The following is a 23,104-nucleotide window of genomic DNA, read 5'->3' as shown; positions in this document are numbered from 1 at the left end:
CAGCCCTCGCCGATCAGCGCTGCGCGTCGAACGGCGAGCGGATGTCGGCGAGAAACTGCTGGGCCCGCGGGTGCTGCGGCCGGTTGAAGAAGTCGTCGGGGGTCGCTCGTTCAAGCACCTTGCCGGCGTCCATGAACAGCACATGGTCGGCCACCTCGCGTGCAAAGCCCATCTCGTGGGTCACGCAGACCATGGTCATGCCATCTCGCGCCAGGTCGCGCATCACCAGCAGCACCTCGCCGACCATCTCGGGGTCGAGCGCGCTGGTCGGCTCGTCGAACAGCATCAGCGGCGGCTGCATCGCCAGCGCGCGTGCAATCGCCACGCGCTGCTGTTGACCACCCGACAGCTCTGACGGCATCGCATTCGCCTTGTGCGCCAGGCCCACGCGGTCCAGCAGCGCCATCGCACGCTCGYGCGCCTCGGCCGGCTTCAGCTTGCGGATCTGGATCGGCGCCAGCGTGCAGTTGCCCAGCGCACTCAGGTGCGGAAACAGGTTGAACTGCTGGAAGACGAAGCCGATGTGCGAGCGGAATTCGTTGATGTCGAGCCCCGGCGCATGGATGTCTTGCCCATCGATCGTGATGCGGCCGGACTGGATCGGCTCCAGGCGGTTCAACGTGCGGATCAACGTCGACTTGCCGGACCCCGACGGCCCGCAGACCACGACCACCTCGCCCTTGGCGACTGATTCATTGATGTCGACCAGTGCTTGGTAGTCGCCGAACCATTTGTTGACGGCTTCGAGCTTGATCATGGCGGTGTCACAGCGGGAACGGTCGGGTCGCGCCGGGCCAAACGGCGCTCGAGCCAGAAGGCCCAGCGCGACAGCCCGAAGCAGAGAATGAAATAGGTCAACGCGAGCAGGCCATAGATCTCGGCCGGCCGGGTCAACACCTGGGCACTGATCTGCGACGCGATGAAAGACACCTCGGACAGGCTGACGACGTAGCCAAGCGAGGTCTCCTTGATCGTCGAGACGAACTGGTTGATCAGCGACGGCAGCATGTGGCGCAGCGCCTGCGGCAAGACCACGAAGCGCATGGCCTGCAACCAGCTCAAGCCGCAGGAGCGCGCGCTCTCCATCTGCCCTTTCGGCAAGCCCTGGATACCGGCACGCATGATCTCGGCGAGGTAGGCACCATCGAACACGACCAGCGCCGCGAGCATGGTCGTGAACTGGCTGGTCTTGACCCCCGTGAGGCTCGGGATCAGGAAGTAGGCCCAGAACACCACCATCAGCAGCGGTGTGCCGCGCACGACGTAGATCACCGCCATCGCCGGCCAGCGCAGCGCACGCCAGGGGCTGACGCGAGCCAATGCCATCGCGAGGCCGATCGGGAACGCCAGCAGCAGCCCGAGCGATGCGAGTAGCAGCGTCAACGCGAGACCGCCCAACGGGCCGTTCGGATACTGCCCGATCAGGAAGTAGACCCAATAGTCCTGGATCAACTCGAGCATTTCAGTGGCTCCGCCGCGCCATGGGACAGCCTGTCTTCAGTTGGCGCGTGGGGACGCCTGTCACCGAGTCCGTTGATGACCGGGCCCGCATCGGTTGTGGCGGCAGGGTGGCGGCGGTGCCCCCGTTCGCCGGCCGCTCGCGGGCCACTGTCGGCAGCCGATGTTGCACATCTCCATCAACACCGTGGTGSCWGGGATTCGTTGGGGCGACCGCGAATGAGGKCCGGCGCCCGGRGWCACCACCGCCACCCTGCAGGCACCGTCCGCGGCATGGCACGCCGTTGCCTACTATCCGTGGTGCCCTGGCCGGTGGCTTGGGGTGCGTTTGCAGGCCTTCATTCGCGGTCGCCCCCACCGGTGCACGAGAACACGGTGTCGACCGAGACACCTCGGCAAGCGCACCCCGGCTCCCCGCGAGCCAGGCCGGAAAACGTGCCCCAAGCCGGCGGCCTCGCGCAACCTTGGCAAGCAACACGCAACGATTCATCACCCCGCGTAGATCACCGAGCATCAAGATGCGTTGAGGCTTCATCTCAATGCCCCGCCGCACCACGAACACGGTGTTCGTACAGCACCGCGATGCCGGTGATCACCAGCGACACGCCAAGGTAGCCCGCGGTCGCGAAGGCAAAAGCCTCGAAGCTACGGAAGGTGGCGCTCTCGACCTGCTGAGCTTGGTAGAGCATTTCGGCCACGCCCACCACCATCGCCATGCTGGTGTTCTTCCACAGGCTCAAGCCTTGCGAGATCAGCGGTGGCACGGTGATGCGCAGTGCCTGTGGCAACACGACCAGGCGCATGCTGGTGAGGAAGTTGAAGCCGAGCGCTCGCGCCGCTTCCAGCTGCTCTTTCGGCACGCTGCGCACACCGCTGCGAATGTCTTCTGACATGTAGGCCGCGGTGTACAGCGTCAGCGCGATCACCGCGGCGGCGACCTCGATGTTGCCGCGGTATAGCCACAGCTTGAGCCCCTCGGGCAACAACTCAGGCGCTCCGAAATACCAGAACAGGATGTGCGCCAACAGCGGCACGTTGCGGATCGCTTCGACAAAAGTGAAGCCGATGCCGTTGAGCAACCGCGACGGTGTCATGCGCAGCAGCGCCACCAGCAATGCCAGCGGCATCGCCAGCACCAGCGTGCCGACGGCGAGCTTGATCGACAGCCAAAAACCGGCGACCAACTGCTCGTGATAGGGCCCTGCAGTCAGCAGGTGCAGATCGAAGTCAGACAACCCCCACGCTCCCTCCCGGTCGCTGCCCCCCGAGGGGGCTTTTGCAGCGGACCGGCAAAGCCGGATCCGCGCAAACGACTTGAATCGCGGCGGCGTTCCGCGCCACCGTCAAATGCAAGGGAGCCTGGTGCACGTCACTCGATCTTGTCGGTCTCGAACTTGAACGGCCGCGCCGGGAACTTCATCTTCGTTTCCGGCCCGAGCCACTTCAGGAACAGCTTTTCCGCGTCGCCGGACTTTTCCATGTCGCGCAGCACGCCGTCGACCAGCGTCTTCATGCCGGCCTCGCCCTTCTTCAGGCCCAGCGCCAGGTGCTCGGTGCTGATGCTGGTCGGCAGGATCACGTAGTCCTTCTGCGCCGGGCCCAGCTTGCTGAAGTCGTCGATCAACGAAGTTTCGTCGTTGACATAGGCGACACCCTTGCCCTGCTGCAGAGCCAGGAAGGCCTGCGGGCTGTTGTCGAACGAGACGATTTCGGCGCCGGGCACGAGCTTCTTGATGTTCTGTTCCATCGTCGAGCCCTTGACCGTCAGCACCTTCTGGCCAGTGAGCTGGGCCGGCTGCTGGATGCCGCTGGTCTTCTTCGTCATGACCTTCTGGCCAGTGATGAAAGTCGACAACGAGAAGTCGATCAGAGCCTCGCGCTCTTTGTTGTGCGTGAGGGACGCAGCAAGGATGTCGACGCGACCTTGCTGCAGCTCGGGCACACGGGCGGCCACGGCGAGTTGCTTCAGGCTGGTCTTGACGCCCAGCTTCTTGGCCACTGCGTTGCACAGGTCAACGTCGTAGCCGACGATCTCGCGCGATTTCGGGTCGACGAAGCTGAACGGGTCGTCGGTGCCGAGCACGCCACAGACCAACTCACCCTTGGCCTTGATATCGGCCACCTGGTCGGCGTGAACGAGAGGGGCAAATGCAGCCAACAGGCCGAGCGTGAGCAGACGAAAACGACGGGTCATGGGCTCTCTCCTAGCGTGAAGAGAGCCGACTGTAGCGGCAGTGCACCGAATGTGCTTATGCGTGGTTGCGTAGTGCCACGCGGGCCCATCAAGACCGGTAGTCGGCGTTGATGCTGACGTAGTCGTGCGAGAGGTCGCAGGTCCACACCGTCGAGCTGGCCTCGCCGCGGTGCAGGTCGACCCGCACGGTGATTTCAGATTGCTTCATCACCCGCTGGCCGTCTTCCTCGCGATAGGCCGGGTGCCGGCCGCCCTGGCGGGCCACGTGCACGTCGTCGAGGAAGAGGTCGATCAGGCTCTGGTCGAGGTCGCCGATGCCGGCATAACCCACCGCGGCCAGGATGCGGCCGAGGTTCGGGTCGCTGGCGAAGAAAGCGGTCTTGACCAGCGGCGAATGGGCGATGGCATACGCGACCTGCCTGCATTCGGCTTCATCGCGGCCGCCATCGATCTGCACGCTGATGAACTTGGTCGCGCCCTCGCCGTCGCGCACGATGGCCTGGGCCAGCTGGCGCGACACGTCGAGCACCGCAGCTTGCAGCGCCTGGCCCTCGTCGCTGTTCAGGGAGTTGATGCGGGCGTGGCCGGCTTGGCCGGTCGCGATCAGCACGAACGAATCGTTGGTCGACGTATCGCCATCGATCGTGATGCGGTTGAACGATGCGTCGGCAGCGGCCTTCACCAGCGGCTGCAGCAGCGCTGGGTCGATCGCCGCGTCGGTGGCAACGAAGCCCAGCATCGTCGCCATGTTCGGCTTGATCATGCCGGCGCCCTTGGAGATGCCGGTCACGTGCACCTCGCGGCCGCCGATGGTCAGCGTGCGCGACGCGGCCTTGGGCAGCGTGTCGGTGGTCATGATGCCCTGCGCGGCGCGGGCCCAGTTCCCAGGCGAACGGTCGGCCAACGCGGCCGGCAGACCCGCTTCGATGCGCTCGACCGGCAGCGTCTCCATGATCACGCCGGTCGAAAACGGCAGCACCTGTTCGGGCTTGACGCCCAGCTGCATGGCCAGGGCAGCGCAACTGCGGCGCGCCCGCGCCAGGCCGTCGGCCCCGGTGCCGGCGTTGGCATTGCCAGTGTTGACGAGGATCGCGCGGATGCCCGTGCCAGCCGCCAGGTGCTCTTGGCAGATCTGAACTGGCGCGGCACAAAAACGGTTCAGCGTGAAGACCCCGGCGACCGCCGAGCCTTCGGCCAGGCTGACCACCACCAGGTCCTTGCGGTTGGCCTTGCGGATGCCCGCTTCAGCGATGCCAAGGCTCACACCGGCCACGGGGGCCAGTTGCGCGGGGTCGGGGGCGGTCAGGTTGACGGGCATGGCAGTGGCTCGATCCAAGAGGAGAGGCTGCGGATTGTAGGGAGCCCCAATGAACTCGGGGCGGCCAAGCAATCGCTTGGCCGCCCCGGTCAATCCTCCACTGACAGCGTCGATCAAATGGTTCCGAAAACGGACAGCACGGTCGCGGCCAACGACGACAGCAACGCGACGGCAAGCACCGTGCCACTCATGTGCAGGCCCTGCCGGTCCAGCGTGGCCAGGGCTTTTTCCGGCTGGCTGGCTACAGCCTCCAGGCTGGGCAAGTCGTCAGGCACCCAGACCGCCATTTCGGCGGCAGCGAACGAGGCATTCATGCCGCCCTCGTCCAGGTGAAGAACTGCTCTTGCTGCATGTGCAGCATCGGCCGGTGCTGGACCGGGGGCGTGGCGCGGCGCGCCGGCGCCGGTTGGGCACCATGCGAGATCTGGATCGCCAGGTGGTTCAGCGTCTGAAAGCGCAGCAGCCGCTCCAGCGCACGTTGCATCGCGATCAGGTGGCGGTTCTGCACCGCCTCGTCGGCGCCTCGCAGGCAGTCTTCAAGCAAAGCGCGGGCAAAGGCGGAGGCGGTGCCGAGCTCGGCGTATTCGCGCGCCAGCTGGCGGCAACGGGCTTGTTCGGCAAGCAGCATGTCTTCGAGCGTATTCATGAGGAATCCTTCCTGTCCTGTGCTGTTCGGGGTGCCGATGCCGGCACCAGGCTTGGCTTGCCGGCCTCTGTCGCTTCCGGCATGGAGTGCATTGCACCGCGTCACGCTTCCCGTTTCGACGCACGCCACAGATCGATCGGCTTGGTGTGTCAGACGAAACGCAGACGATTCATCCGGACATGCCGAGTCTTCACCCCCCTAGGTTCGATCCCCGTGGCGGGCGATCAGGGCCAGCAGGCGGCGGGCGATGGGGCCGAATGGCCAGGGTCGGCGTGGGGTGCCGCAGTGGTCGCCGCGGTCATCCGGCACCGGTTCGGCCTTGCGGTTGAAGCCGGGCAAYGGCGGGATCGAGCCGACATGGAACGACCTGAACGGCACGTCGAGGTGGTATTCCTTCAAGAAGTCGACCCAGTTCGTGCTGGTCAGGAAGTCGATCACTCCCCGTTGCACCGGCGTGTCGGGGTTGACCTCGACGTAGTAGCTGGAGCGCCAATCCCACACCCCGTCGCGCAGCGGATCGGGCAGGAAGATGTTCATCGCCAAGGTGTCGGCCCGGAAATCCCAGCGGATCTTGTCGGTCTCGTCCAGCCAGGGGACGTCGTTGTCGCCGTAGGCCTTGATGCCGCTCAGCAGCTTGACCAGCGTGCCGGCTTCGTTCTGGACGGCCGGGAAACCGACCGCCAGCTTTTGCAGCATGGCCGCCAGGCTGCACAAGTCGGTCAGTTGATCGGGCGCCTCCAGGTCCCAGCCCGGCTGGGAGTCGTACTGCTGCGCGTCCAGGATGGCCTGGCGGATCATCGCCAGCACCATGGGGCGGTCCGCCGGCGTGGCGCCTTGCAACGCCTTCAGCAGCGCGTCGGACAGGCGGTCCACCCCGTCGGCAATACCGGCCATGCGCGACAAGGCCACCACGCCGGCCACCGTGGGGTGCCGCGGCTTGGCCAGCAGCGCCTTGTGGTTTTCTTCGGCAAACCAGGTGGCCAGTTGCTCGGCGGTGGCGCTGCCAGCGGCCTGCAGCCGCTGGAAGACCGCTGGATACGACTCGCCCGAGGTGAAGAAGTTGTAGTTGCAGTAGCCGGTGGCGTAGTCGGCGTAGGGCGCCACTGTGTGGAGCACCTCGACCGACATGTTGAAGCAGTTGTTGAAATGGATCACCGCCGGGCGCGCCGCGCCCAGGTCACGCGCCATGCGCAGCGCCTCGCCGAGTTGGCGGGTGGACATGTAGGCGCGGTTGACGGGCAGCGTCGGGCTTCCCATCRGCAGCGTGGGCGAGCCCATTGGCAGCACCGGACTGCCGTCCGAATGCACGGGCGCACAATCGCTGGCCGAAAAGTGCCACTCGAACTTGCCGCCTTCGGTCACGTTGTGCCAAGTGAGTTGCCTGCGGTCCAGATCAGGCAGATAGCCTGCACCATGACCCTCGATAGACAACACCAGGCTCGATCTGGGGAAACGCTGTTGAGCCATGGCCATCAGCCCAGCCAGCGTGCGCTCGGAGCTCATGTCCTGTTTCCAGCGCGAATCGATCTTGGCGGCTTCCGGCTGGCCTGCCGGGATTTCAAGCAGCCAAGTGTTGTCCTCGACTCGATCGATCAGTGCCAGTACATGGGTACCCGCGGCCGCCACGCCCTTGAGCGCAGATACCAATGGGTGCGCCTGCACCGCGGCGGTCGCACCGTCCGGGAACGAGCTCAATACCTCATCGCTGCCAAAGGGCGCATAGACGGCGAGCACGACGCTCTCGGTTTTTTCCAGAGTTCTTGAAAGAATGGGGAGTTGCACGGGCGTCCTCCAGTTGTGTTGATTGAGGCAAACAGGGGTAGCAGCGCTGGCATGCGCCGAAGTAGCGACACCTTACGCGCCGGCCTCTTCCATCCCTACGCAGGATTGCCCCGATGCACCGCTGCTACGCTAGACGATGCTCAGACGATCGCAGAACGCTGCGATGCGACACCCCCTAAGTTGACGTTTCCCATGCCAACGCCCCGCACCCTGGTTTCCCGCCGAGCTGTCGACGCGCTGCTGACCGCCGGTCTCAATGCGATGCGGCGCGGCGCCATGGTGGAGCTGAGCCCTCGACACCGGCGGCTTCGCCAAGCCCTGTCGTCACCCTGGTTCACAGCCGTCGTCGGATCGCTGGGCGATGCCGTGCCCGCGGCAAGAAGAATTCCGACCGCCAGCGGCGTACTCTTGACCTGGGGAATCACCAGCCTGCGGCCCGATAGAAGACTCGGGCTGGACTCCATCGACGACAACGCATGGCTGCACAGCACAAGTTGGCGACCGATGCTCGCGTTGGCCACTCACCATGGGTTGTTGCCGATCCCGGCGTTTCCGGCCCGCTACCGCAGAAGCGCTCAGGAAGCGGCCATCGAAAACCTGTGCGGGCTTTGGGCCGTCGGTCCGAGCACCGTCTACAGGTACCTCGACAAGGCCAAGCGCCAGGTGTGCGACCTCTTCGCTGTGCCTCCAACGGGCGAGCAACTGTTGAGCCTCAGGCAAGCCACCGAGGCATGGGTTCGCCATGAGACGACGACGGGCCGCGACTGGAGCACTTGGCACGCCCACCAAGCTGAATCGGCATTGCTGTCCGGAGCCGTGAGTGACGGCCTATGGCATCTCTGGCAAGTCGGGGAGATGGAGGCTCTCCTCACAGCGTTGAGACGCTTCAGCACCGAGGCCGCCGGCACCCAGGAAACGGATGCCATGCTGGCCATGCTGACAGCAGCGGACCAACTGACGCCCATCCAGCAGGTCGAGCTCTCGCTGTGTTGGGCCCAACTGTGGCACCTTCGGCATGCCATCGACCGCGAGGGAGAAGCGCTGGATCAGGCACTTCGACGAGCCGAGCTGATTGGGGACCCTCTCTATGTCGGAATCGCCCACGCTGCAATCGCCCGCTTTCTGGAAGGTCGCGATCGAGACCGCGCCATGGCGTGCTACGAAGAGGGCGCGGCGTCGCTCAGAAGGGCGTTGGAAACCCCACTCGGCAATGCCTCGGCAAGAGCCGGCAACGAATACGCGCGTTGCCTGGTCCACCTCGCCTGGCTGAATCTGCGCCGAAACAACCCCAAGGCCAAGACCTTGCTGGAGCAGATCCCGCTCATTGCTCGGCAAGCTCCACTTCTGGATGAAACCGTCGGAGCGGCGGAACAGACCTGGGGTGAATACTGGCGTTGCGTCGGCAATCCGCGAAGGGCACTCGAACACAAGCACAAAGCCTTGATCATCTTCCAGCGAATGGGCGATCAGCGTTCGGTACTGAGCACCTACAACAACCTCAGTCTGATCTATGGCGACGCCAAGGAATACGCGTTGTCGCTCGAGTATGGCAAGCGGGTCGTGGAGGCCGCGGCCACCCAGACCATCGAACCCGAAGTGCTGGCCGGCGTGCTTTGCAATCTGGGTGTCACCTACTTCAGTTTGGGCCAGCTGACCGAGGCAATAGATCACTACGAGCGTTCCCGACAACTGGCACAGCAGGCCGGCCTGAAAGCCCAACTCGTCATTGCGCAATACAACCTTGCGGAGGCCTACTACGAGCGGTTCAAATTGCATGGTGACACCCGTGACGAGGCGTTGGGCGACTCCTTCGCGGCAGCGGCAGCACGGCTGAGTGCAGAAGACAACGCCCACGCCCAAGCCGACGCCGCCAGGGCCCTCAAGAAGGAAGTCCTGGGAACGGGCGAAGGCCCTGATCGATTGCTCCCGTCTGAGCACGCGGCGCACTTCGCCGAGATGGCGGAGGTTGAACGGCTGCGGCTCAGCCTGGCCGCGCCCCAACCGCCATCGCAGCAGGTACGCACACATCTCGCCATCGCCCGCGCGTATCTGGCCATCGCGACGAAAGAGCGCGAGGCGGCGTTGGCAATAGCCTCCCGTCACGGCTTGACGGAAGATTTCGATTCCGAACTGACGGCGCTGCGCCAAACCTTCGAGCGAGACCTGACCCGCGAACAGCAATGGGCTGCGCGCTGGCAACAGCAAGCGAGCGAGCTGTTGCAGCCCGAACAACGCAGTGCCGCATTGAACCGTCTGATCAGCGCTGGTGCCATTAACAAGAGTGGATACGCCGAGGTCTGCGGCGTCAGCTTGGCCACGGCCTCCAAGCACTTGGGCCTGCTGGCGGAGCGGGGCCTGCTGGTGCAAACCGGCAAGGGGCCCAGCACACGCTACCTGTTGCCGGACGCTTCGCACTAGCGTCGCATGGTCAGCATGTGTTCGCGGCTTGATTAATGATCAATCAGCTGGTCTCGCCTCTGGGCGGACCCTCGCAGCGCCATCAAGCACTCAGCTTGCTGGCGCCTCACCCGCCGGGCGCAGCCGCCCGGCCTCCAGCACCACCACCCGCTCAGCCATCGCGATGGTCTCGGGCCGGTGGGCGACGATGACGCGGGTCAGCGCGAGGGCTTGCACGGTCGCGTTGACCGAGCGTTCGTTGCCCAGGTCGAGGTGGCTGGTCGCCTCGTCGAGCACGAGCATGCGGGGCTGGTGGTACAGCGCGCGGGCCAGCAGGATGCGCTGCTTCTGCCCGCCGGACAGGCCGATGCCGGACTCTCCGGTCAGCGTGTGAAAACCCATCGGCATCTCGGTGACTTCGCGCTCGACACCGGCCTGGCGCGCACTCTCGACGATGCGCTCCCACTGCGGGTCGGGGTCGAAGAAGCAGATGTTGTCGGCGATCGAGCCCGAGAACAACCGGTCTTCCTGCATCACCGTGCCGATCAGCCGGCGGTAGTTCGCCAGGCCCAGCTGACCCAGCCGCATGCCGCCGACGATGATCTCGCCCTCAGTAGGCTGCAGCAGCCCGAGCATGACCTTGACCAGCGTCGTCTTGCCGCAGCCTGAAGGGCCGGTGATGGCCACGCATTCGCCTGGCTCGATGTGCAAGTCCACGCCGTGCAGCACGAAGGGTTCGGTGGGCGAGTAGCGAAAGCTCACGTTGCGCAGCTCGACCGACATTGGCAGCTTGGACAGGTCCACCTCGGCAGGCAGGTTCTGCGCATCGCGCTCGGTTTCCTGCAGCACGATGTCGGCCACGCGCTCGCCGTGCAGCCGCAGCATCGACAGCTCGGCCAGCTTGTCGACCAGTGCCGAGACGCGGGTCGAGAACTGCAGCTGGTAGGCCATGAAGGCGAACAACATGCCGGCCGTGAACTCGTGCGACAGCACCAGCCGCGCGGCCAGCCAGACGACGATCACCCGCTCCAACCCGCTGAGCAGGCCGCGCGCGGTGTCCTGGCTCAACGTGAGACGCTGGATGCGCAGCTCGGCGTTGAACTGGTCGGCCAGCATGTTGAGCCAGCCGGCGCGGCGCACATCGCCCTTGCCGAACAGGCGCACGCTCTGGATGCCGCTGGCCGTCTCGATCATGTGAGTCTGCTGGCGGGCAGCGTGGATGATCTGCTCGGCGCTGGCCTCGCGCAACGCGCGGAACACACTCCAGCGCAACAGCGCGTAGACCAGCATCGCCACCACCGACACCAGCGTCAGGCTGGGGCTGTAGAACAGCATCATCGCCAGCGTGCCGAGGGTCATCAGGCCATCGACCACTGTCTGCGCGAACTGCGTGGTCAACGTGCGCTGGATCATGACCACCGAGCCGAAGCTGGCCAGGATGTGGCCGATGTGGCGCTTCTCGAAGAAGTCCAGCGGCAGGCGCACCAGGTGGGCGAACACATTGCCCAGCCACTGGAAATTCAGGCTCGTGCTGAGCACGACGACGAACCAGCCCCGTGTGGCCGAGATGACGGCGTGCACGATGACCAGCAGGCCGAAGCCGGCCGCCAGCACCATCAACATGTCGGCGTCCGCGGTGACCAGGACGTGGTCGACCACCCACTGCAGGTAGAACGGCAGCGCCATCGAAATCAGCTCTAGCAGCACCGCCAGCAAGGCGATCTGCGCCAGCCCACGCCGCAGGCCCGTCACCCGCCCCATCAGGCCCCGTAGCGACAGCTTGGGCGTCGGCGCCTGGCCAACGAACTCGGGGCTCGGAGACACCTCGAGCGCCACACCGGTGAAGTGCTTGCCGAACTCGGCCAGGCTCAAGCGCCGCTCGCCGACCGCCGGGTCGTGGATCACCGCATGGCGCGCCTCGACCGACTTCAGCACCACGAAGTGGTTCATGTCCCAGTGCAGCACGCAAGGCAGCTGCAGCTGGGGCAGGTGCYGCATCTCCAGCCGCAACGCACGGGTCTGCAGGCGCAGCGCCTCGGCAATGCGCATCAAGGCCTCGAGCGTGGCCCCTTTGCGCGAGATCGAAAAGCGCAGCCGCAGGTTGGCCAGGTCAGTGCGGTAGCCGTGGTAGTTGGCGACCATCGCCAGGCTGCACAGCCCGCACTCGGTGGCTTCGGTCTGGATGAACACCGGCAGCCGGTGGCGCCAGCCTGCAAAGAAGGTTTCGAACATGCGGTGCTAATGACTAGAGCGTCTTGCTCACACCCAGCAGCGGGGCCAGGGCCCACTCGACTAGGCTGCGGTGTTCCAGTGCCACGCTGGCGTTGAGCAGCATGCCGGGCTTCAAGGGCACGGCACTGCCGGTGCGGCTGCGCAACGCGGCCAGGTCCACCGAAACGCGAGCGCGGTACAGCGAGCGTGCAGGGCCTGCTGCCTCGGGCGGCGGCGCCAGACCAGCGGCCAGTTCGGTGCTCGCTACCGGGCTCAGCGACACGCTGCGCAAGCGGCCTGGGAACAGACCGTATTTCTCGAACGGGTAGGCCTCGAAGCGCAACTGCACCGCCTGGCCTTCGCGCAGGTTACCCACCGCACGTGACGGCAGGTACAGCTCGGCTTCCAGCGTCGCGCCTAGCGGCATCAGGTTGGCCAGCTCTCCCGCCTCCTTCACCGCCTGGCCCGCATCGACCAGCACCGCAGCCACCGCGCCATCGCGCGAGGCACGGACGCTCACCTCGCGCTGCAGCTCGCTCTCGTCCAGCAGTTGTTGAACCTCGTCCATGTCGCGTTGCGATTCAGACTGCTCGCGCTGCGTCTGCAGCGGAATCTGCGACGCTTGTGCATGCACGGTAGCGAGCTCACGCTGTGTGTCGAGCCGGATGCGGTCGATGCTGGCCAGCTTGGCCTCTTCTTCCAGCGCCTCGGCTGCCTTGGTCTGGGCGGCCAGCTGCGTCATCATGCCCTCACGGGCCAACTCGGCGTGACGCTGGGCAATGTCACGCAGCACCTGCACGCGTTGCGCTTGCAGGCTGCGCTCGCGTGTCAGCTGCTCGATGCTGGCCGCCAGGCCGCGTGCCCGCGCACCAGCCTCTTGCGCGCGCATCTGGGCGAGTCGCCCTTGCTGAGCCACTTCGCTTTCGAGACGGCGTAGGCGGCTGGCCAGCGCACCGCTGATGCTGCCCTGGTCCACACCCGCCGCGGTGGCATGGTCGCGACGGATCACGAACATCACGTCGCCAGCCTTGACCGAATCGCCGGCTGTGACGCGCACTTCGCTGACCCGTCCCGCCAGAGGTGCCACGACGCGGATCAGTCCACGGTCTGGCACCACCATGCCGCTGACCACCTCCTTGCGCGTGAAACCAAAGTTCCAGGCGAACAGCAGCAGCGCCAGCACCAGCACAGCCAGCAACGTGGTCAACGCCGCAAACGACCAGGGCCGCGCCAGCACCACAGTGCCATGGAAGCGTTGCCGCTGATGATCCACTGCCTCGACTCGAAAGAGGTCGCTCATGGACGGGTGGGTGCGAAAGGCCGGCGTCGCGCAACAGGTGATCAGGTCGCGGCGAGTGTGCCACGCGCCATGCGCGGCGTGAACGCCTGAATCAACCCGATGGGAAGGTCGCGAACATCATCTGGTCGCACAGGTCACCGCGGGCATTGCGCTCGCGGTGGTGCAACCGACCCTCGCAACGAAATCCGAGCGCGTGTTCGGCAAAGTGCAAAGCACGTTGGTTGTCGACTTCGGAGATCGCCTCGATGCGCATCAGGCCCAGCTTGAAGCCGAACGCGACGACAGCGAGCACCGCCTCGCGCATCAGGCCTTGGCCGGCCTGGCGGGCGTCACCCACGTAGCCGATCTCGGCCCGCGGCACTTCGAAGTCGAAGCTGTGCAGGTCGATGCGGCCGACGAAGGCTTTGTTGTCGCGCCGAAAGGCGTTGAAGATCAGGCATTCGCCGTCGTCGACCATCTTCAGCCCGCCCTCGCAGAAGCGGATGGCCCGCTCCAGCGTCCAGGGGGCTTGCGCCCAGGCGATGAAGCCGAGTGTCGGCAGGCTGGTGTTGACGCTGTCGTAGACGGCCGCTGCGTGGGCCCTCGCCGGGGCCTCGAGCAGCAGCCTCGCGCTCTCCAGCCGGCGCGGCGCCCGGGCCAACGTGTGGCGGTTCACCACGACGCCGCCGAGGTGGTCTGCCGCGCCGGCGGCCGGGCTGGGGGCGCCAGAGGCGGGGTCAGGCGAGCTGGCCGTGGCAAGCCTTGTACTTCTTGCCGCTGCCGCAAGGGCAAGGGTCGTTGCGACCAACGCGCGGCACCTCGGACGAGCGGTCGGCTTCCTGGCTGACGCTGCCGTCTTCGTTCGGGTGGGTGTAGGTCACGTTGGAGATGCGCTCGGCCTTGTTCTCCATCGCCTCGGCGGCGGCGCTCACCTGTTCCTGGGTCTGGATGCGCACCGTCATCAGCACCCGGGTGACCTCCATCTTCACCAGGTCGAGAAGCTGCGAGAACAGCTCGAAGGCTTCGCGCTTGTACTCCTGCTTGGGGTTCTTCTGGGCATAACCGCGCAGGTGGATGCCCTGACGCAGGTAGTCCAGCGCGGCCAGGTGTTCGCGCCAGTGCGAGTCCATGGCCTGCAGCAGCACCATGCGCATGAACGGCGTGAACTGCTCGGCGCCGACCATGTCCAGCTTGGCCTGGAACGTGGCATTGGCCGACTCGACGACCTTCTCGAGGATGTCGTCGTCGGTGATCGAGTCGCTGGCCTGCACCATCGGCTGCAGCGCCACGTCGAGCTGCCACTCTTCGCGCAGCGTCTTTTCCAGGCCGGGCAGGTCCCACTGCTCTTCGACGCTTTCGACGGGCACGAAGGTGCGCACCACGTCGGTCATCGTGGCCTTGCGCAGGTTGGCGATCTGATCGACCAGTGAAGTGGCCTCGAGGATCTCGCCGCGCTGCTGGTAGATGACCTTGCGCTGGTCGTTGCTGACGTCGTCGTACTCGAGCAGCTGCTTGCGAACGTCGAAGTTGCGGGCTTCGACCTTGCGCTGCGCCGATTCGATCGAGCGCGACACGATGCCGGCCTCGATCGCCTCGCCCTCGGGCATCTTCAGCCGCTCCATGATGGCCTTGACGCGGTCGCCGGCGAAGATGCGCATCAGCGGGTCTTCGAGCGACAGGTAGAAKCGTGAGGCACCCGGGTCGCCCTGGCGGCCCGAACGGCCACGCAGCTGGTTGTCGATCCGGCGGCTCTCGTGGCGCTCGGTGGCCACGATGCGCAGGCCGCCCGCGGCCTTGACCTGGTCGTGCAGGCCTTGCCACTCGTCTTGCAGCTGCTTGATGCGGCGCGCCTTCTCGTCAGCGGGGATCGCGTCGTCGGCCTCGATGAACTGGGTCTGCTTCTCGACGTTGCCACCCAGCACGATGTCGGTGCCGCGGCCCGCCATGTTGGTGGCGATGGTGATCACGCCCGGGCGCCCGGCCTGGGCCACGATTTCCGCTTCGCGTGCATGCTGCTTGGCGTTGAGCACCTCGTGCGGCACCTTGGCCTTCTTCAGCAGGCCCGAGATCAGCTCGGAGTTCTCGATCGAGGTCGTGCCCACCAGCACCGGCTGGCCGCGCTCGCGGCAATCGTTGATGTCGTCGACCACCGCGTTGTACTTCTCGCGTGAGGTCTTGTAGACGAGGTCGAGCTCGTCCTTGCGGATGGTCGGCTTGTTCGGTGGGATCACCACCGTTTCCAGGCCGTAGATCTCCTGGAATTCGTAGGCTTCGGTGTCGGCCGTGCCGGTCATGCCGCCCAGCTTGCCGTACATGCGGAAGTAGTTCTGGAAGGTGATCGATGCGAGCGTCTGGTTCTCGCTCTGGATCTGCACGCCTTCCTTGGCTTCGACCGCCTGGTGCAGGCCGTCGGACCAGCGTCGGCCGGTCATCAAACGACCGGTGAACTCGTCGACGATCACGACCTCGTCGTTCTGCACCACGTAGTGCTGGTCGCGGTGGTACAGGTGGTTGGCCCGCAGCGCCGCGTACACGTGGTGCATCAGCGTGATGTTGGCCGGGTCGTACAGGCTGGCGCCCTCGACCAGCAGGCCGGCTTCAGACAGGATGCGCTCGGCGTTCTCGTGCCCGTCTTCGGTCAGGAAGACCTGGTGGCTCTTCTCGTCGACGGTGAAGTCGCCCGGCACCTCGACACCTTCGCCGGTACGCAGATCCAGCTCGCCGATCTGCTTGGTCAGCTTGGGCACCACAGCATTGATGCTCTTGTAGAGCTCGGTGTGGTCTTCGGCCTGGCCGGAGATGATCAGAGGCGTGCGTGCTTCGTCGATCAGGATCGAGTCCACCTCGTCGACGATGGCGTAGGTCAGGACGCGCTGCACGCGGTCGGCCACTTCGTGGACCATGTTGTCGCGCAGGTAGTCGAAGCCGTATTCGTTGTTGGTGCCGTAGGTGATGTCGGCGCCGTAGGCCGCTTGCTTCTCGGCCCGGTCCATGCCCGGCACGTTGACGCCCACCGTCATACCGAGGAAGTTGTACAGCCGGCCCATCCACTCGGCGTCACGCCGGGCGAGGTAGTCGTTGACCGTCACCACATGCACGCCCTTGCCGGGCAGCGCATTCAGGTACACCGGCAACGTGGCCATCAGCGTCTTGCCTTCGCCGGTGCGCATTTCGGCGATCTTGCCAGCATGCAGCACCATGCCGCCGATCAGCTGCACGTCGAAGTGGCGCATCTTCAATGCGCGCTTGCCGGCCTCGCGCACCGCGGCGAAGGCTTCGGGCAGCAGGTCGTCCAGCGTTTCTCCCTTGGCCAGGCGCTCGCGGAACTCGGCGGTCTTGCCCTTCAGCGCCGCATCGTCGAGCTTGGAGAAACTGGCCTCCAGCTCGTTGATCTGGTCGACGGTGCGTCGATAGCCTTTGAGCAGGCGGTCGTTGCGACTGCCAAAAATCTGGGTCAGGAGCTTGGGCAACATGCGGCGCTGCGGTAGATGTCTGGCTGTGGGGCGTCGGCTGGCGAAGCGCAACACTGTGCGCCGCGCGACGCCGACTGACTTGGGGCCGGACACCGGCATTGCAAGCGCGGGTTCGCCCCCTAGGATGGGGTGTCGTCTTCTGGTCGCGCCGTCGCTACAACCGGCCGTGCGAAGGCCGCGCGAGCACAGGCGCGAAAGCGCGGGAGTTTAGCACCGGGGTGCAGCGCGTGATGCGTCAGTGCCGCAGCACCGGGGACACCGCGGCGGCCGCTGCAGAGACCATCGTCGGCGCGGCCTGCGGCACCGCGGCCGTCGGCGTCAAAGGTGCAGCGGTAAGGAACTTCGCAGGGTCCTGCAACGAGCCATCGACCAGCACCTCGAAGTGCAGATGCGGGCCGGTCGAACGGCCGGTGTTGCCGACCAGCGCAACCTGCTGGCCACGCTTGACCAGATCCCCGACCTTGACCAGGATGCGCTGGGTGTGGGCGTAGCGCGTGGTCAGGCCGTTGCCGTGGTCGATCTCCAGCAGGTTGCCGTACTGCGGGTGGACGTCGGTCGAGGTGACCATGCCGCCGGCCGCGGCCAGGATCGGCGTGCCGGGGTCGGCCGAGAAGTCCAGCCCGGTGTGCAGCGCGGCGCGGCCGGTGATCGGGTCGGTGCGGAAGCCGAAGCCCGAACCAACGGGCGCGTCGACCGGCCGGCTGTTGGGCACCATCAACGACTTCAGCCGCGACTCAAACAAGCGAGATTCGGCCAGCGTGAGCATGTCGCCATGCTGATCGGCCAGCTGCTCCAGCACGCCGAGCGTCTTGTCGAGTTGCTCCAGGCTGGGGTGTTCGAGCGGCACATACGGGCCGCCCTGGCCGCCAGGCGCGCGCGAGCCGGAACGGTCGGGCGCGGAAGCGGGGCGCTGCAGCGACTTCAGCTCGTCGGGCTTCACGCCGGCCAGGCCGGTGACCCGCTCCCCCATGGCCTCGAGATTGACCATGCGGGCTTGCATCTCGCCGACCTTGCGCGCCATCGCGTCGAGGTTGTCGCGCAGCACCTTGTCGCGCTGGGCGTTCTCGTCACGCACCACCAACTTGACGAGTTGGCTGACCACCGGCCAGCCATCGCGGGCGGCTTTCAGGAAGATGAAGTGGTAGACCGCGCCGGACAGCAGCAGCAAGGTCGCCACCAGACAGCACAGACCGAAAATGATCTGCAGCCGGCTCAGGCTCAGCACGCGGGTGCGCGCCAAGCCGCCATGGGTGATCAGAATCTGCATCGTTAAACTCCTTGGCCTTATGTCACGCCCGCCCCCCTCCCAGGCTGGCGGCCCGCACACGCGGCCGATCAACGAAGCCCTGGCCGCCAATACGGCCCTGGGTCAGTTGCTTCAGCGGCTGAAGGAAGCCGAAGCGCGGATGGACACCGTGCGGGAAGTGCTGCCCCCAAGCCTCAGAGCCCATGTGCGCGCGGGCGTGCTGGATGAGACGGGGTGGAACCTGCTGGTGCCCAACGGCGCCGTGGCCGCCAAACTGCGGCAGTGCCTGCCAGCCATTGAGCAGGCACTGGTAGTGCGGGGCTGGAAGCCTACTTCAGTCCGAGTGAAGGTTCAATCGGATCGGGCCTAGGGGAAATCGGTGGTGCCGGCTATCCGAATCGAACGGATGACCTTCCGCTTACAAGGCGGGTGCTCTACCAGCTGAGCTAAGCCGGCACGGCCTAAGCTATTGATTTTAGACGCTTTCTGCGCCTTCTGATCGTGCTGCTGCGCAGGGGCTGGAACGACCCGCGCAGGATGCCGCGTTTACTTCACGCGCTTGAGCGCCGGCCGCGGCGGCGGAGGCGGCTCGTCACCATCGGTATCTTCTGCAGACGCGGCCGGCGGTGCGGCGGTCGGACCGGGCGTCGTTTCTGTGCGCGCCAGGCGCAGGCCACGTGGTGGGCGGTCCGCGCCCGCGCCGCCGCTGTCAGGCGCCAACGGCAGGCCGGAGGATGCCTCTTCGGGCGCATTCGACGGCATCGGGAACGCCATGCCCTGCCCGTTCTCGCGTGCATAGATGGCCACCACATGGTCCACCGGCACGAGGATCTCGCGGGCCACCCCGCCAAAGCGGGCCTTGAACTCGATGAAGTCGTTGCCGAGCTTCAGGCCGCTGGTGGCCTCGAAGCCCACGTTGAGCACGATCTCGTTGTTCTTCACGTACTCGTTGGGCACCTGCACGCTCGAATCGACGAACACCGCCAGGTACGGCGTGAAGCCGTTGTCGGTGCACCAGTCGTGCAGTGCGCGCACGAGGTATGGCCGGGTCGAGGTGCCCTGGTTGTCCGGTGCGGAAGGTGGGGTCGGCGGCGTGGCGGTCATCGGGAACGAGAGAAGCAGGGCTCAGCCCTTTTACTTGCGCATCACCTTTTCAGACGGGGTCAGCGCTTCGATGTAGGCCGGGCGCGAGAAGATGCGCTCAGCGTACTTCAGCAGCGGCGCCGCGTTCTTCGACAGGTCAATGCCGTAGTAGTCGAGGCGCCACAGCAGCGGAGCGATGGCCACGTCGAGCATCGAGAAGTCGTCGCCCAGCATGAACTTGTTCTTCAGGAAGATCGGCGCCAGCTGGGTCAGCCGGTCACGGATCTGCGCACGGGCCTTCTCGAGCTGCTTGTCGGTGCCCTTGATGCCACGGCCTTCGAGGATGTTCACGTTGGCGAACAGTTCCTTCTCGAAGTTGAACAGGAACAGGCGCACGCGGGCGCGGGCCACCGGGTCCCCGGGCATCAGCTGCGGGTGCGGGAAGCGCTCGTCGATGTACTCGTTGATGATGTGCGACTCATACAGGATGAGGTCGCGCTCGACGAGGATGGGCACCTCGTTGTACGGGTTCATCAGCGCGATGTCTTCGGGCTTGGCGAACAGGTCGACGTCGCGGATCTCGAAATCCATGCCCTTTTCGAACAGAACGAAGCGGCAACGGTGCGAGTAAGGGCAGGTGGTTCCGGAGTAAAGCACCATCATGAGCGTGGGCTCCCTTTAAAGAAGCAGGTCGAACAGCGGCCGTGAACGGCAAGGAAAAAGGCAAAACGCAGTGGCGCCGATGTGGCGCTCACTGCGCGAATCGCAGCCCCGGCCGCTGCGGTCGCGGCCGGGCAAGGGTCATTTCACGTCTTTCCAGTACGCCGCATTCAAGCGCCAGGCGAACAAGGTGAACACAGCCAGGAAGATCAGCACCCACACGCCCAGGCGCACGCGCTGGCCCTGTGCCGGCTCGCCCATCCACTGCAGGTACGCCACCAGGTCGGCGACGGCCTGGTTGTACTCTGCCTGGCTCAGCTTGCCGGGGGTGATTTGTTCAAAGCCCTTGAAGTGGTGGACTTTCTTTTCGTGGTCGTGCGCATCGGCGACTTCTTCGAAGACGGCGCGCTGCTGGCCCTGCAGCTCCCACAGTGCGTGCGGCATCGCCACGCTGGGGAAGGCCAGGTTGTTCCAGCCGGTCGCCGTGGTTTCGTCGCGGTAGTAGCTGCGCAGGTAGGTGTAGAGGTAGTCCGCACCGGTGCCCTGGCCGGCCCGCGAGCGGGCGATCACCGACAGATCGGGCGGCGCAGCGCCGAACCAGGCCTTGCCCTGCTTCGGATCTAGCGCGACCTTCATCGTTTCGCCCACCTTGTCGGCGGCGAACATCAGGTTGCCCTTGATCTGCTCGTCGGTCAGGCCGAGGTCGCGCATGCGGTTGTAGCGCGCGAACGAGGCACCGTGGCAGTTCAGGCAGTAGTTGACGAACAGCTTGGCCCCGTTCTGCAGCGACGACAGGTCGGTCATGCGCTCGGTCGGGAACTTGTCCCACTGCATGCCGCCCTCGTTGGCGAACGCGCCGCCGACCAGGCACAGGGCAGCCATCCAGCCGGCAATGAGTTTCTTGATCATGTGAAAAGCTCCTGCCGATTCTTAGTGCGGGTGGAAGGTCACACGCTCGGGCACTGGCTTGAAAGTACCGAGCTGGCTCCACCAGGGCATCAGCAGGAAGAAGCCGAAGTAGAACAGAGTCCCGACCTGCGACACGATGGTGCCGATCTGCGACGGCGGTTGAACGCCGAGGTAGGCCAGGATCAGGAAGAACACGACGAAGACGCCGTACAGCGTGCTGTGCCAGCTCGGGCGGTAGCGGATCGACTTGACCGGGCTGTGGTCCAGCCAGGGCAGGAAGAACAGGATGATGACCGCACCGCCCATCACGACCACGCCCCAGAACTTGGCGTCGAAAACGTTCAGCAGCGCGATGCCAATGGCCGCAGCAATCAGCACAGCGATCTTCGCGCCACCACCGATGCGGCCCTTCAGCACCGTGCCGATCGCCCCAAGCGCCACCACCGCGCTCAGCACCTTGATCATGTCATCGGTGGTCGCACGCAGCATCGAGTAGAACGGCGTGAAGTACCAGACCGGCGCAATGTGCGGCGGCGTCTTCAGCGGATCGGCCGGGACGAAGTTGTTGTACTCGAGGAAGTACCCGCCCAGCTCCGGCGCGAAGAACAGGATCGCGCAGAAGATGATCAGGAACACACCCACGCCCATCAGGTCGTGCACCGAGTAATACGGGTGGAAGGGGATGCCATCGAGCGGGATGCCGGTCTTCGGGTCCTTCTTGGCCTTGATCTCGACGCCGTCGGGGTTGTTCGAACCCACGTCGTGCAGCGCCAGCAAGTGCGCCACGACCAGGCCCAGCAGCACCAGCGGCACGGCGATCACGTGGAAGCTGAAGAAGCGGTTCAGCGTCGCGTCGCCCACCACGTAGTCACCGCGGATCAGCAGCGCCAGGTCCGGGCCGACGAAGGGCACGGCGGCGAACAGGTTCACGATCACCTGCGCACCCCAGTAGCTCATCTGGCCCCAAGGCAGCAGGTAGCCCATGAAGGCTTCGGCCATCAGGCACAGGAAGATCGCGCAGCCGAAGATCCAGACCAGCTCACGCGGCTTGCGGTACGAGCCGTACAGCAGGCCACGGAACATGTGCAGGTAGACCACGACGAAGAATGCCGAGGCACCGGTCGAGTGCATGTAGCGGATCAACCAGCCCCAGGGCACATCGCGCATGATGTACTCGACGCTGGCGAATGCCACCGGCACGCCGGCCGCGTTCAGCGCCGCGTCGGGCTTGTAGTGCATCACCAGGAAGATGCCGGTGACGATCTGGATCACCAGCACCAGCAGGGCCAGCGAGCCAAAGAAATACCAGAAGTTGAAGTTCTTCGGAGCGTAGTACTCCGACATGTGCTTCTTGTACTCGTCGAACGCCGTCGGGAAACGGTTCTCGAACCAGAGGGTGACCTTCTGGGTGATCGGCGCGTCGGCCGGCGCGACTTTGAATTCAGCCATGGTTGCCTTTCTTGGGGTCTTGTCGCGCCGGGTCAGGCTGTCTTGCTCTCGCCGATCAACAGCCTGGTGTCGGAGAGGTACATGTGCTCCGGCACTTCAAGGTTGTCGGGGGCAGGCTTGTTCTTGAACACGCGACCAGCCAGGTCGAAGGTCGAACCATGGCACGGACACAGGAAACCGCCCTTCCAGTCGTCAGGCAGCGAAGGCTGCGCGCCGGTGGCGAACTTCTCGGACGGCGAGCAGCCCAGGTGCGAGCAGATGCCCACGACCACCAGGTACTCAGGCTTGATCGAGCGCGTCTCGTTCTTCGCGTAGTCGGGGATCGGGTAGGCCTTGCGGTCCGAATTCGGGTCCGCGAGCTGGCTCTCATTGGCCTTCAAGGCCGCCAGCTGTTCTTTCGTGCGACGCACCACCCATACCGGCTTGCCGCGCCACTCGACGGTCATCTTCTCGCCGGGCTTCAGCGCGCTGATGTCGACCTCGACCGGGGCGCCTGCAGCCTTCGCGCGCTCAGACGGGGCAAAGGTGCTGACAAAAGGCACGGCCGCCGCCACACCACCCACGGCACCCGCGCAGCTGGTGGTGATCAACCACGTGCGCTTGCCTTGGTCCACCGCGTTATCACTCATGGGGGTCCTTCTTGGAGCTCTGAAGACTTTGGGGAGACGCTGCAATCGCCCCGCCAAAAGGGGATCCGGTCTCGGGCAATCTGGCATTTTAGCGGACAAGACACGCCTGTCCGGCCAAGCAACAGCAGCGCAACTCGCAATACCCGCTGCCACGGGGCGCCGCCGACTGTCYGATAGGGGCGAGAAGCAGCGCGGAGCAACACCGCCGATTGACAGCGCCAGCGCAGCAGCAATACTGCGCCGGGCGGCACCCTTGCCGGCGCTCGCCAGAGGGTGCATCAACCAACCACAAGGAGTCTTACATGGGGTTCGCGACAGAGTTCAGAGAATTCGCGATGAAGGGCAATGTCGTCGACCTCGCGGTCGGCGT

General features: G+C 65.4%; 20 protein-coding genes and 1 tRNA gene. 2 read left to right on the top strand and 19 right to left on the bottom strand.

All coding sequences use genetic code 11. From position 1 onward, the window contains the following. Positions 1 to 13 precede the first annotated feature (13 nt). From AC1DYI_RS03505 to AC1DYI_RS03470, 8 genes are all read right to left on the bottom strand, one after another. The gene (locus AC1DYI_RS03505) at positions 14 to 757 is read right to left on the bottom strand and encodes an amino acid ABC transporter ATP-binding protein (RefSeq protein ID WP_477202679.1); all 744 of its coding nucleotides are present in this window, start codon (positions 755 to 757) and stop codon (positions 14 to 16) included. Continuing rightward, positions 754 to 1,461, bottom strand: a complete 708-nt coding sequence (locus AC1DYI_RS03500) for an amino acid ABC transporter permease (protein WP_329717072.1) — start codon at positions 1,459 to 1,461, stop codon at positions 754 to 756. Before AC1DYI_RS03500 ends, AC1DYI_RS03505 begins: the two co-directional genes overlap by 4 nt. A 533-nt stretch (positions 1,462 to 1,994) precedes the next feature. Next, a complete protein-coding gene (locus tag AC1DYI_RS03495; protein WP_477202678.1) occupies positions 1,995 to 2,693 on the bottom strand; it encodes an amino acid ABC transporter permease in 699 nt (232 codons plus the stop codon). Positions 2,694 to 2,827: 134 nt separating this feature from the next. Next, complete coding sequence (locus AC1DYI_RS03490) at positions 2,828 to 3,652, bottom strand: ABC transporter substrate-binding protein (RefSeq protein WP_477202677.1); 825 nt, start codon at positions 3,650 to 3,652, stop codon at positions 2,828 to 2,830. A gap of 88 nt (positions 3,653 to 3,740) precedes the next feature. Next, positions 3,741 to 4,970 (bottom strand): bifunctional glutamate N-acetyltransferase/amino-acid acetyltransferase ArgJ, encoded by a 1,230-nt coding sequence (argJ, locus tag AC1DYI_RS03485; protein WP_477202676.1) that lies wholly within the window; start codon positions 4,968 to 4,970, stop codon positions 3,741 to 3,743. A 113-nt stretch (positions 4,971 to 5,083) separates the two neighbouring features. Then, the gene (locus AC1DYI_RS03480) at positions 5,084 to 5,284 is read right to left on the bottom strand and encodes a hypothetical protein (RefSeq protein WP_477202675.1); all 201 of its coding nucleotides are present in this window, start codon (positions 5,282 to 5,284) and stop codon (positions 5,084 to 5,086) included. Then, positions 5,281 to 5,616, bottom strand: a complete 336-nt coding sequence (locus AC1DYI_RS03475) for a hypothetical protein (protein ID WP_477202674.1) — start codon at positions 5,614 to 5,616, stop codon at positions 5,281 to 5,283. The genes AC1DYI_RS03480 and AC1DYI_RS03475 overlap by 4 nt, the downstream gene beginning before the upstream one ends. A 198-nt stretch (positions 5,617 to 5,814) precedes the next feature. Continuing rightward, on the bottom strand, positions 5,815 to 7,398 hold the full coding sequence (locus tag AC1DYI_RS03470) for a clostripain-related cysteine peptidase (protein WP_477202673.1): 1,584 nt from the start codon (positions 7,396 to 7,398) through the stop codon (positions 5,815 to 5,817). A gap of 192 nt (positions 7,399 to 7,590) precedes the next feature. Between AC1DYI_RS03470 and AC1DYI_RS03465 the strand changes: the two genes are divergently transcribed. Then, positions 7,591 to 9,816 (top strand): tetratricopeptide repeat protein, encoded by a 2,226-nt coding sequence (locus AC1DYI_RS03465; protein ID WP_477202672.1) that lies wholly within the window; start codon positions 7,591 to 7,593, stop codon positions 9,814 to 9,816. A gap of 90 nt (positions 9,817 to 9,906) precedes the next feature. Here AC1DYI_RS03465 and AC1DYI_RS03460 read toward each other — a convergent pair whose 3' ends face one another. The 5 genes from AC1DYI_RS03460 to AC1DYI_RS03440 form a co-directional block, all read right to left on the bottom strand. Beyond that, positions 9,907 to 12,027 carry a peptidase domain-containing ABC transporter gene (locus AC1DYI_RS03460; protein WP_477202671.1) on the bottom strand — a complete coding sequence of 707 codons (2,121 nt, stop codon included), beginning with the start codon at positions 12,025 to 12,027 and terminating at the stop codon, positions 9,907 to 9,909. Positions 12,028 to 12,040: 13 nt separating this feature from the next. Continuing rightward, positions 12,041 to 13,306: an HlyD family secretion protein gene (locus AC1DYI_RS03455; protein ID WP_477202670.1), complete on the bottom strand. Its 1,266-nt coding sequence runs from the start codon at positions 13,304 to 13,306 to the stop codon at positions 12,041 to 12,043. Between the two features lie 91 nt (positions 13,307 to 13,397). Then, positions 13,398 to 13,961 (bottom strand): GNAT family N-acetyltransferase, encoded by a 564-nt coding sequence (locus AC1DYI_RS03450; protein ID WP_477202669.1) that lies wholly within the window; start codon positions 13,959 to 13,961, stop codon positions 13,398 to 13,400. A gap of 61 nt (positions 13,962 to 14,022) precedes the next feature. Then, complete coding sequence (gene secA, locus AC1DYI_RS03445; protein WP_477202668.1) at positions 14,023 to 16,758, bottom strand: preprotein translocase subunit SecA; 2,736 nt, start codon at positions 16,756 to 16,758, stop codon at positions 14,023 to 14,025. A gap of 235 nt (positions 16,759 to 16,993) precedes the next feature. Beyond that, on the bottom strand, positions 16,994 to 18,025 hold the full coding sequence (locus AC1DYI_RS03440; protein WP_477202667.1) for a M23 family metallopeptidase: 1,032 nt from the start codon (positions 18,023 to 18,025) through the stop codon (positions 16,994 to 16,996). 19 nt (positions 18,026 to 18,044) lie between these two features. Here AC1DYI_RS03440 and AC1DYI_RS03435 point away from each other — a divergent pair, with 19 nt between their 5' ends. Next, positions 18,045 to 18,374 (top strand): hypothetical protein, encoded by a 330-nt coding sequence (locus AC1DYI_RS03435; protein ID WP_477202666.1) that lies wholly within the window; start codon positions 18,045 to 18,047, stop codon positions 18,372 to 18,374. Between the two features lie 10 nt (positions 18,375 to 18,384). On the opposite strand, the gene AC1DYI_RS03430 is transcribed toward AC1DYI_RS03435, so the two are convergent. From AC1DYI_RS03430 to petA, 6 genes are all read right to left on the bottom strand, one after another. Further along, positions 18,385 to 18,460: transfer RNA gene (locus AC1DYI_RS03430), tRNA-Thr, on the bottom strand. A gap of 90 nt (positions 18,461 to 18,550) precedes the next feature. After that, positions 18,551 to 19,108, bottom strand: a complete 558-nt coding sequence (locus tag AC1DYI_RS03425; RefSeq protein ID WP_477202665.1) for a ClpXP protease specificity-enhancing factor — start codon at positions 19,106 to 19,108, stop codon at positions 18,551 to 18,553. Positions 19,109 to 19,138: 30 nt separating this feature from the next. Beyond that, complete coding sequence (locus tag AC1DYI_RS03420; RefSeq protein ID WP_341424489.1) at positions 19,139 to 19,750, bottom strand: glutathione S-transferase N-terminal domain-containing protein; 612 nt, start codon at positions 19,748 to 19,750, stop codon at positions 19,139 to 19,141. A gap of 138 nt (positions 19,751 to 19,888) precedes the next feature. Continuing rightward, positions 19,889 to 20,653 carry a cytochrome c1 gene (locus AC1DYI_RS03415; RefSeq protein ID WP_477202693.1) on the bottom strand — a complete coding sequence of 255 codons (765 nt, stop codon included), beginning with the start codon at positions 20,651 to 20,653 and terminating at the stop codon, positions 19,889 to 19,891. A 24-nt stretch (positions 20,654 to 20,677) separates the two neighbouring features. Next, positions 20,678 to 22,105, bottom strand: a complete 1,428-nt coding sequence (locus tag AC1DYI_RS03410; protein ID WP_477202664.1) for a cytochrome b — start codon at positions 22,103 to 22,105, stop codon at positions 20,678 to 20,680. 32 nt (positions 22,106 to 22,137) lie between these two features. Continuing rightward, positions 22,138 to 22,734, bottom strand: a complete 597-nt coding sequence (gene petA / locus AC1DYI_RS03405; protein WP_477202663.1) for a ubiquinol-cytochrome c reductase iron-sulfur subunit — start codon at positions 22,732 to 22,734, stop codon at positions 22,138 to 22,140. Positions 22,735 to 23,104: the final 370 nt, after the last annotated feature.

The sequence above is a fragment of the Ideonella sp. P3_A4 genome (assembly GCF_056403075.1).
The sequence above is the reverse complement of the archived record's forward strand: the minus strand, read 5'-3'. Positions and strand labels throughout refer to the sequence as shown.